This is a genomic window from Kitasatospora sp. NPDC002965 (assembly GCF_040611255.1).
Classification (GTDB): Bacteria; Actinomycetota; Actinomycetes; order Streptomycetales; family Streptomycetaceae; genus Kitasatospora.
Window position 1 is genome coordinate 71,156 of the sequence record NZ_JBEXNT010000027.1, and the last position, 7,485, is coordinate 78,640.

The 7,485-nt window shown below is 74.0% G+C and carries 6 protein-coding genes; 5 read left to right on the plus strand and 1 reads right to left on the minus strand.

Features of this window, described 5'->3' with window-relative positions:
• The first annotated feature begins 145 nt into the window (after positions 1-145).
• The 4 genes from ppdK (at position 146) to ABZY91_RS14285 (ending at position 4,811) form a co-directional block, all read left to right on the plus strand.
• Positions 146-2,854, plus strand: coding sequence for a pyruvate, phosphate dikinase (ppdK, locus tag ABZY91_RS14270; RefSeq protein ID WP_355402325.1), 2,709 nt, complete (start codon positions 146-148; stop codon positions 2,852-2,854).
• 364 nt (positions 2,855-3,218) lie between these two features.
• Positions 3,219-3,770: a ribonuclease domain-containing protein gene (locus ABZY91_RS14275; protein ID WP_355402327.1), complete on the plus strand. Its 552-nt coding sequence runs from the start codon at positions 3,219-3,221 to the stop codon at positions 3,768-3,770.
• Between the two features lie 157 nt (positions 3,771-3,927).
• Complete coding sequence (locus ABZY91_RS14280; protein WP_329879007.1) at positions 3,928-4,404, plus strand: hypothetical protein; 477 nt, start codon at positions 3,928-3,930, stop codon at positions 4,402-4,404.
• A complete protein-coding gene (locus tag ABZY91_RS14285) occupies positions 4,404-4,811 on the plus strand; it encodes a transcriptional regulator (RefSeq protein ID WP_355402329.1) in 408 nt (135 codons plus the stop codon). Before ABZY91_RS14280 ends, ABZY91_RS14285 begins: the two co-directional genes overlap by 1 nt.
• A gap of 109 nt (positions 4,812-4,920) precedes the next feature.
• On the opposite strand, the gene ABZY91_RS14290 is transcribed toward ABZY91_RS14285, so the two are convergent.
• Positions 4,921-5,922 (minus strand): hypothetical protein, encoded by a 1,002-nt coding sequence (locus tag ABZY91_RS14290; protein ID WP_355402331.1) that lies wholly within the window; start codon positions 5,920-5,922, stop codon positions 4,921-4,923.
• Positions 5,923-6,034: 112 nt separating this feature from the next.
• On the opposite strand from ABZY91_RS14290, the gene ABZY91_RS14295 reads away from it, so the two are divergent.
• The gene (locus ABZY91_RS14295; protein WP_355402333.1) at positions 6,035-7,288 is read left to right on the plus strand and encodes an ADP-ribosylglycohydrolase family protein; all 1,254 of its coding nucleotides are present in this window, start codon (positions 6,035-6,037) and stop codon (positions 7,286-7,288) included.
• Positions 7,289-7,485: the final 197 nt, after the last annotated feature.

A 7,485-nucleotide genomic window follows, 5' to 3' on the forward strand; every position in this document is an offset into this window, starting at 1 on the left:
ACAGAGGTGAACGCCTTTAGGTGCATTCGATCTATCGGGTTACCCCTGGGTACCAGCCTCGTACGGCCTATTGGCGGCGCAGAAGTGCCTTCGAAATGGGTATGTTCTCCGGCGTCAGGGCAACCGTGTGCGAGGAGACCGACCCGTGTCGTCCCAGCAGAAGTTTGTTTACTCCTTCACTGAAGGAAACAAGGACCTCAAGGACCTTCTCGGCGGCAAGGGCGCGAACCTGGCCGAGATGACCAACCTGGGGCTCCCCGTCCCTCCGGGGTTCACCATCACCACCGAGGCCTGCAAGGTCTTCCTGGAGACCGGCAGCGAGCCCGCCTCCCTCCACGAGGAGATCGGCGCCCACCTGGACGCCCTTGAGCAGGAGATGGGCAAGAAGCTCGGCCAGGCCGACGACCCGCTGCTCGTCTCGGTCCGCTCGGGCGCCAAGTTCTCCATGCCCGGCATGATGGACACGGTCCTGAACATCGGCCTCTCCGACGCCTCCGTGGTCGGCCTGGTCGCGCAGTCCGGCAACGAGCGGTTCGCCTGGGACTCCTACCGTCGTCTGGTCCAGATGTTCGGCAAGACCGTGCTGGGCGTCGACGGCGAGCTGTTCGAGGAGGCCCTGGACGAGGCCAAGCACGCGAAGGGCACCACCAACGACCTCGACCTGGACGGCGCCGACCTCCGGCAGCTCGTCGAGGTGTTCAAGGGGATCGTCGAGCGCGAGACCGGCCGGGCCTTCCCGCAGGACCCGCGCGAGCAGATGGACCTCGCGATCCACGCCGTCTTCCACTCCTGGAACGGCGACCGGGCGCGCCTCTACCGCCGCCAGGAGCGCATCCCGAACGACCTGGGCACCGCGGTCAACGTCTGCAGCATGGTCTTCGGCAACCTCGGCGAGGACTCCGGCACCGGTGTCGCCTTCACCCGTGACCCCTCCACCGGCACCCAGGGCGTCTACGGCGACTACCTCTCCAACGCGCAGGGCGAGGACGTCGTCGCCGGCATCCGCAACACCCTGCCGCTGGCCGAGCTGGAGAAGCTCGACAAGAAGTCGTACGACGAGCTCATGGCGATCATGCAGAAGCTCGAGAACCACTACCTCGACCTCTGCGACATCGAGTTCACCATCGAGCGCGGCAAGCTCTGGATGCTGCAGACCCGGGTCGGCAAGCGCACCGCCGCCGCCGCGTTCCGGATCGCCGTCCAGCTGGTCGACCAGGGCCTGATCGACCTGGACGAGGCCCTGATGCGGGTCACCGGCGGCCAGCTCTCGCAGCTGATGTTCCCGCGCTTCGCACCCGACTCCACGTCCAAGCAGATCGCCTGGGGCCTCGCCGCCTCGCCCGGCGCCGCGATCGGCAAGATCGTCTTCGACTCCTACACCGCGGTGAAGTGGTCCCGCTCCGGCGAGAAGGTCATCCTCGTCCGCCGCGAGACCAACCCGGACGACCTGGACGGCATGATCGCCGCCGAGGGCATCCTCACCTCGCGCGGCGGCAAGACCTCGCACGCCGCCGTGGTCGCCCGCGGCATGGGCAAGACCTGTGTCTGCGGGGCCGAGGAGCTGGAGGTCGACACCAAGCGCCGCCGGATGACCACCGCCGACGGCCTGGTGCTGGAGGAGGGCGACGTCGTCTCGATCGACGGCGCGACCGGCAAGGTCTACCTCGGCGAGGTACCCGTGCTCCCCTCCCCGGTGGTGGAGTACTTCGAGGGCACCCTGCACGCGGGCGCCGACGTCCAGGGCGGTCTGGTCCAGGCCGTGCACCGGCTGATGTCGCACGCCGACGGCCGTCGCCGGCTCGCCGTGCGCGCCAACGCGGACAACGCCGAGGACAGCGGGCGCGCCCGCCGGTACGGCGCCCAGGGCATCGGCCTCTGCCGCACCGAGCACATGTTCCTCGGGGAGGAGCGCCGCAAGGAGGTCGAGCACCTGATCCTCGCGGACAACGACAAGGACCGCGAGACCGCGCTCTCCACCCTGCTGCCGCTGCAGAAGGGCGACTTCCTGGAGCTCTTCCAGGCGATGGACGGCCTGCCCGTCACCGTCCGTCTGCTCGACCCGCCGCTGCACGAGTTCCTGCCCGACATCACCGAGCTGTCGGTGCGCGTCGCCCTCGCCGAGGCCCGCAAGGACCCGAACGAGAACGACCTGCGCCTGCTCCAGGCAGTGCACAAGCTGCACGAGCAGAACCCGATGCTCGGTCTGCGCGGCGTCCGCCTCGGCCTGGTCATCCCCGGTCTGTTCGGCATGCAGGTCCGCGCCATCGCCGAGGCGGCGGCCGAGCGGAAGCTGGCCGGCGGGGACCCGCGCCCCGAGGTGATGATCCCGCTGGTCGGCACCGTCCAGGAGCTGGAGCTGGTCCGCGACGAGTGCGAGCGCGTCCTCGCCGAGGTCGCCCAGTCCACCGGCGTCCAGCTGGACATCAAGCTGGGCACCATGATCGAGCTGCCGCGCGCCGCCGTGACGGCCGGCCAGATCGCCGAGGCCGCCGAGTTCTTCTCCTTCGGCACCAACGACCTCACCCAGACGGTCTGGGGCTTCTCCCGCGACGACGTCGAGGCCTCCTTCTTCACGGCCTACCTGGAGAAGGGCATCTTCGGGGTCTCCCCGTTCGAGACCATCGACCGCGACGGCGTCGGCGCGCTGGTCAAGCACGCCGTCGAGGCCGGCCGGGCCACCCGCCCCGACCTCAAGCTCGGCGTCTGCGGCGAGCACGGCGGCGACCCGGAGTCGGTGCACTTCTTCCACGAGGTGGGGCTGGACTACGTCTCCTGCTCCCCCTTCCGGATCCCGGTGGCGCGTCTGGAGGCAGGCCGCGCCGCCATCGAGACTGCGGGCAGCGACTCGCGCTGAGGGCTCTGAGCCCCTCGGCACGGTCGAATCGCTGACCGTATCCCCTCCACCCGGGAGGGGCGTACACCGGAGCTCGGCGCAGGAGAACCGGCGTACGTGAGGCGGCCGGGGCGGGAACGGACAACGGCGTCCGTCCCCGTCCCGGCCGCTGCTTTTTCCACGGCCGGGCCTCGGCCGGGCCACCACGGCCGGGCCACCACGGTCGGACCGCGAGCGGACCACCACCGCGCCGGGCGGGTCGGGCGGGCGGGCCCGCCACCCCCTCACCCCGCAGCCCTCCTCGGAAGAGCGGTGCCGGCGGGTGTGTCGGCGGCCACGCGTGAGGTTGCCCGGTCCGGGCCCGGGTGGCTGCCAAGCTGGGCCCATGACCAGCAGAAACCGCCTGTTCACCGCCCTGGCCGTGCTGCTCTGCGTGCTCGCCGCCGCAGTCGGGTACGTCCTGTCGGACGACGCCGGCGACAGCACGCCCGAGGCCTCCGCGACGTCCTCGACCGGTCCGGCGACGCCGAAGTCCACCGCACCGAAGTCCACCGCACCGAGGTCCACCGCACCGAAGCCGTCCCCGCCCGCGGGCACCGCGTCCGCCCCGGGCACGCCCGCGCCCGCCGGCACCTGGGTGCCGACCGACCCGGCGATGGCCGACGTCTGCCGCACCGGGCTGCCGGTCCAGGCCCGTGACACGCTCGGCCTGATCGCCAAGGGCGGTCCGTACCCGTACCGCTCGGACGGCATCGTCTTCGAGAACCGTGAAAGCCGCCTGCCCCGCAAGACCTCCGGCTACTACCACGAGTTCACCGTCGTCACCCCCGGCTCCGCCGACCGTGGCGCCCGTCGCGTGGTCACCGGCGAGTCCGGCGAGCAGTTCTGGACCGCCGACCACTACGCGACCTTCCAGGAGATCGACGTCCGCTGCTGACGGTGCCGCTGCCGGCGGTCAGGCCGCCGACCGGCCCGGTCGCCGACGGGCAGTGCCGAGCGGTCCACCCACGAAAGTACTTTCCAGTTTGGAAAGTAGATGCCATAGTGAGAGCATCGCGGCGCTCTCCCGGAGGGCCGCACCGCAGGGGGATTCCATGAGCAGCTCCGAGCCCGTCCGACCCGCGCTTCCCGCAGCCGAGGCGCTGCGCCTCGCCGATCGCGCCAAGGCGGCCGCCCAGGCCTCCGGCCGGCTCCCCGGCTGGTACGGCCCGGCCTTCGCGGTGGCGTTCACCGTCTACGGGACCGGCGTCGGTCAGGCGATCGGGGCCGGGGTCTCCTGGCTGAGCGGCGTGTTCGGCGTGGTCTTCGCCGCCCTGACCGGTGCGCTCGCCCGGATCGCGATGCGCGAGGCGGGCATCGTGCACCGGCCGGCCCCCGGCTACGGCGGCCTGATCGTGCTGGCCGTCCTCGGGGTGTTCGCCGCGGCCGGGGCCGCCTCGGGCCTGGTCCTGCTGGCCGGTGGCGGTGTGCGCTGGATAGGTGCGGCCGCCGGTCTCGCGGCCGGTGCGGCGTTCTGGGCGGTCACCGGGTGGCTGGCGGAGCGGATCCGGCGCGACGCGGCGGCCCACTGATGTCGGCCCCGTTCGATCCGCTGCTCCAGCACCCGACCAGGCTCACCGTGCTGGCCTTCCTCAGCGCCTGCGCGGAGGCCGAGTTCGGCACCGTCCGCGACCACTGCGAGGTCTCCGACTCGGTGCTCAGCAAGGCCGCGACCGCGTTGGAGCAGGCCGGCTACCTCAAGGTCAGGAAGGGCGCGGTCGGCAGGCGTCCGCGCACCTGGCTCGTCGCGACCAGGGCCGGTCGGCGGGCCCTCACCGAGCACCTCGCGGAACTCCAGCGCCTGGTGGCCGCCGCCGAGGCCGCCGGCGCCGCCACCGCCGCCACCACGGCGACCGCCCCCGCCGACACCGTCCCCGCGCCCACCGACGCCGCGCCCACCGACGCCGCGCCCACCGACGCCGCGCCTGCCGTCTCCTGACCCGCCTCCCCCTGCCCGCCCCTGCGTACGCCGTCGGCCGCCGCCGGGCGTCTCCGCGTCTTCGCATCTCCGCGCATCCGCGCAGCCCGTGGGGCCGGCCGCGCCGGGATCACCGGGCCCGCCGCCAGGTGATCCGGGCCTGGGGGCCGTGCGGTCCCCCGGCGAGCAGCACGGCCAGCTCCCGCAGCACGGGCGCCGGGTCGCGCCGCAGCTGGAGCGGGGTCGTGCGGACCACCGGCAGGCCGGCCACGGTGAGCCGGTTGGCCCGGGTCAGGCTCCGCTCGTGGTCGGCCGGGCGCAGGTGCCAGGCCCGGGAGTCGATCTCCAGCGCGACGCAGGCCTGCGGCCAGTAGGCGTCGGGCACGGCCAGGAACCGCCCGTCCAGCAGGAGGACCGGGTTCCAGAGCGGTTCCGGGAGCCCGGAGCCGCGCACCGCGTCCCGGGCCTCGCCCTCGACCACCGAGCGGACCCCGGCGGCCAGCTCCTCCACCACCCCGGCCAGCCCGGTCAGGTCGAGCGCGTCCGGCCGGGCCATCAACTGGTCCAGCAGCTCGCCGAGTTCGCAGTGCCGCCGCTGGACGGCCTCGGCGCAGAGCGCCCGGAACCGGCGCCGTCCGCTCTCCCGGGGTGCGAGGTCGGCCAGTGCCCGGGCGACCGTCGTGCTCCGGAGCCCGTCGTCGCGCTCGTACCCGCCCGGCATCGCTCCGGCCGCACGGTGGATCCGCACGAACCCCCGGTCGGAGACCCGTCGTGGGCCCGGGATCAGGACGTCCACCGAGGCCAGGTCGGCCGGGTGCCCGGCGGACGGCAGCCCGGCGTCGGCCAGGACGGCCGCGCCGGTCAGCAGCACGTCTCCGGCGGGCCCGTCCGCCCGGCCCTTGGGCATCGCGTACGCGAGTGCCGCGCGCAGTCGTTGATGGGAGGTCAGCCGTCCGGTCTGCAGGCAGATCACCCGGGGAAGCACCTGTTGCCACGGTCCGCCCGGCCGCAGGCGGTGGGCGATGGTGCCGGACGGGACGCCGAGCCCGTGCAGTTGTGCACGGGTGACGATGTGCTGTTGGTCGGCGCCGAGCAGCAGCAGCGGGTCGACGAGTCCGATGGCGCGGGTCATGCCCGGGGTGCTTCCCGCCCGGGTCGGCGGTATGCGAAACGTCGCCCGTGCGGGGAGTCATGGGTCGTACGGGGTTGACGCGGGACCGGTCGGACGGGTGGGCTGGGGCCCGATGACGACTCCTCACACCGGCCCCGCGCTCGACGCGCTCGACGGCCTCTCGGTCGGCGACGCCTTCGGCGCGCAGTTCTTCGTTCCCGCCACCGCCAGGGCCCACCTGGCCGCCCGCACCGCCCCGCCCGGCCCCTGGCCGTGGACCGACGACACCGAGATGGCCTGTTCGGTGTACGCCGCGCACACCGAGCGCGGGGCCGTCGACACCTTCGACCTCACCCACGGCTTCGCCCGGCGCCACGACTTCGACCGCGGCTACGGCCCGGCCGCCAACCGGTTGCTCCGGCTGGTCCGCGAGGGCGGTGACGCCAAGGTACTGGCCGCCGAACTCTTCGACGGCCAGGGCTCGTACGGCAATGGCGCCGCGATGCGGGTCGCCCCGCTGGGGGCGGCGTACGCCGACGACCCGGGGGCGGCGGTCGAGCCGGCCGCCGACAGCGCGGCGATCACCCACACCCACCCGCAGGCCGTGGACGGCGCGATCGCCGTGGCGGTGGCCGCGGCCTTCGCGGTACGGGCCCGCGCGGAGCCCGTGACCGCGAGGGGCTTCCTGGAGTCGGTGCGGGACCTCACGCCGTTCGGAGCCGTGCGGGACGGCCTGACCGAGGCGGTCGCGCTGCTGGACGAACGTGACCTCGGGGCCGTGGCGAAGGTGCTCGGCAACGGCAGCCGGGTCAGCGCCGCCGACACCGTCCCGTACGCGCTCTGGTGCGCGGCCCGCCGGCTCACCGACTACCGCGGGGCGCTCTGGGAGGCCGTGAGCGCCGGCGGGGACATGGACACCGTGGCCGCGATCACCGGCGGCGTGGTCGCGGCCCGTACCGGGGCGGGCGGCATCCCCGCCGCCTGGACGGCGGCCCGCGAACCGCTGCCCGCCTGGGCCTTCGTCGAGCCGGGCGGTGTGGCGAACGCGCCGGAGCACGGTTCCCCGAAGCCGCTGCGGCTGCCGCGCCCGTGTCCCGTCCCGGACGTGGTCTGGAGCGAGGACGAGTGGCAGCGGATCAGGCGGGGCCTGCGCCCGCGCGGGACGGAGCAGCCGTGGGAGTCCTACACCTCCGAGGGGGTGCTCCACCTGCACCGTGCCCGGACCGGGTTCGCGATCTGGGCGGTCCGGGTGGCCCCCGTGCGGGGCGGCGGACGGCGGCCGGTGTCGGCGCTGGTCGAGGCGCATCCCGCCCACGTCGGGAGCGCGGACGGTCCGGAGCTCCTCGGCGAGGTCCTGGCCCTCGCCACCCGGGGGTACCGGCCCTGAGCACCGGTCGCCCCGGAGGGCCGTGACCGGACCCCCGCAGGCGACCGGACCCCGCGGGTGACCGGACCCCGCGGGTGACCGGACCCCCGGCACGAGGGCGCCCCGAAGCGCCCGCAGGTGGCCCCGCCGCCCGCTGGCGGTGGTGTCGCGGGGTGCGGCCCCAGCCGGGGGGGGCCGGTGGCGGGGGGGGGGTGTGG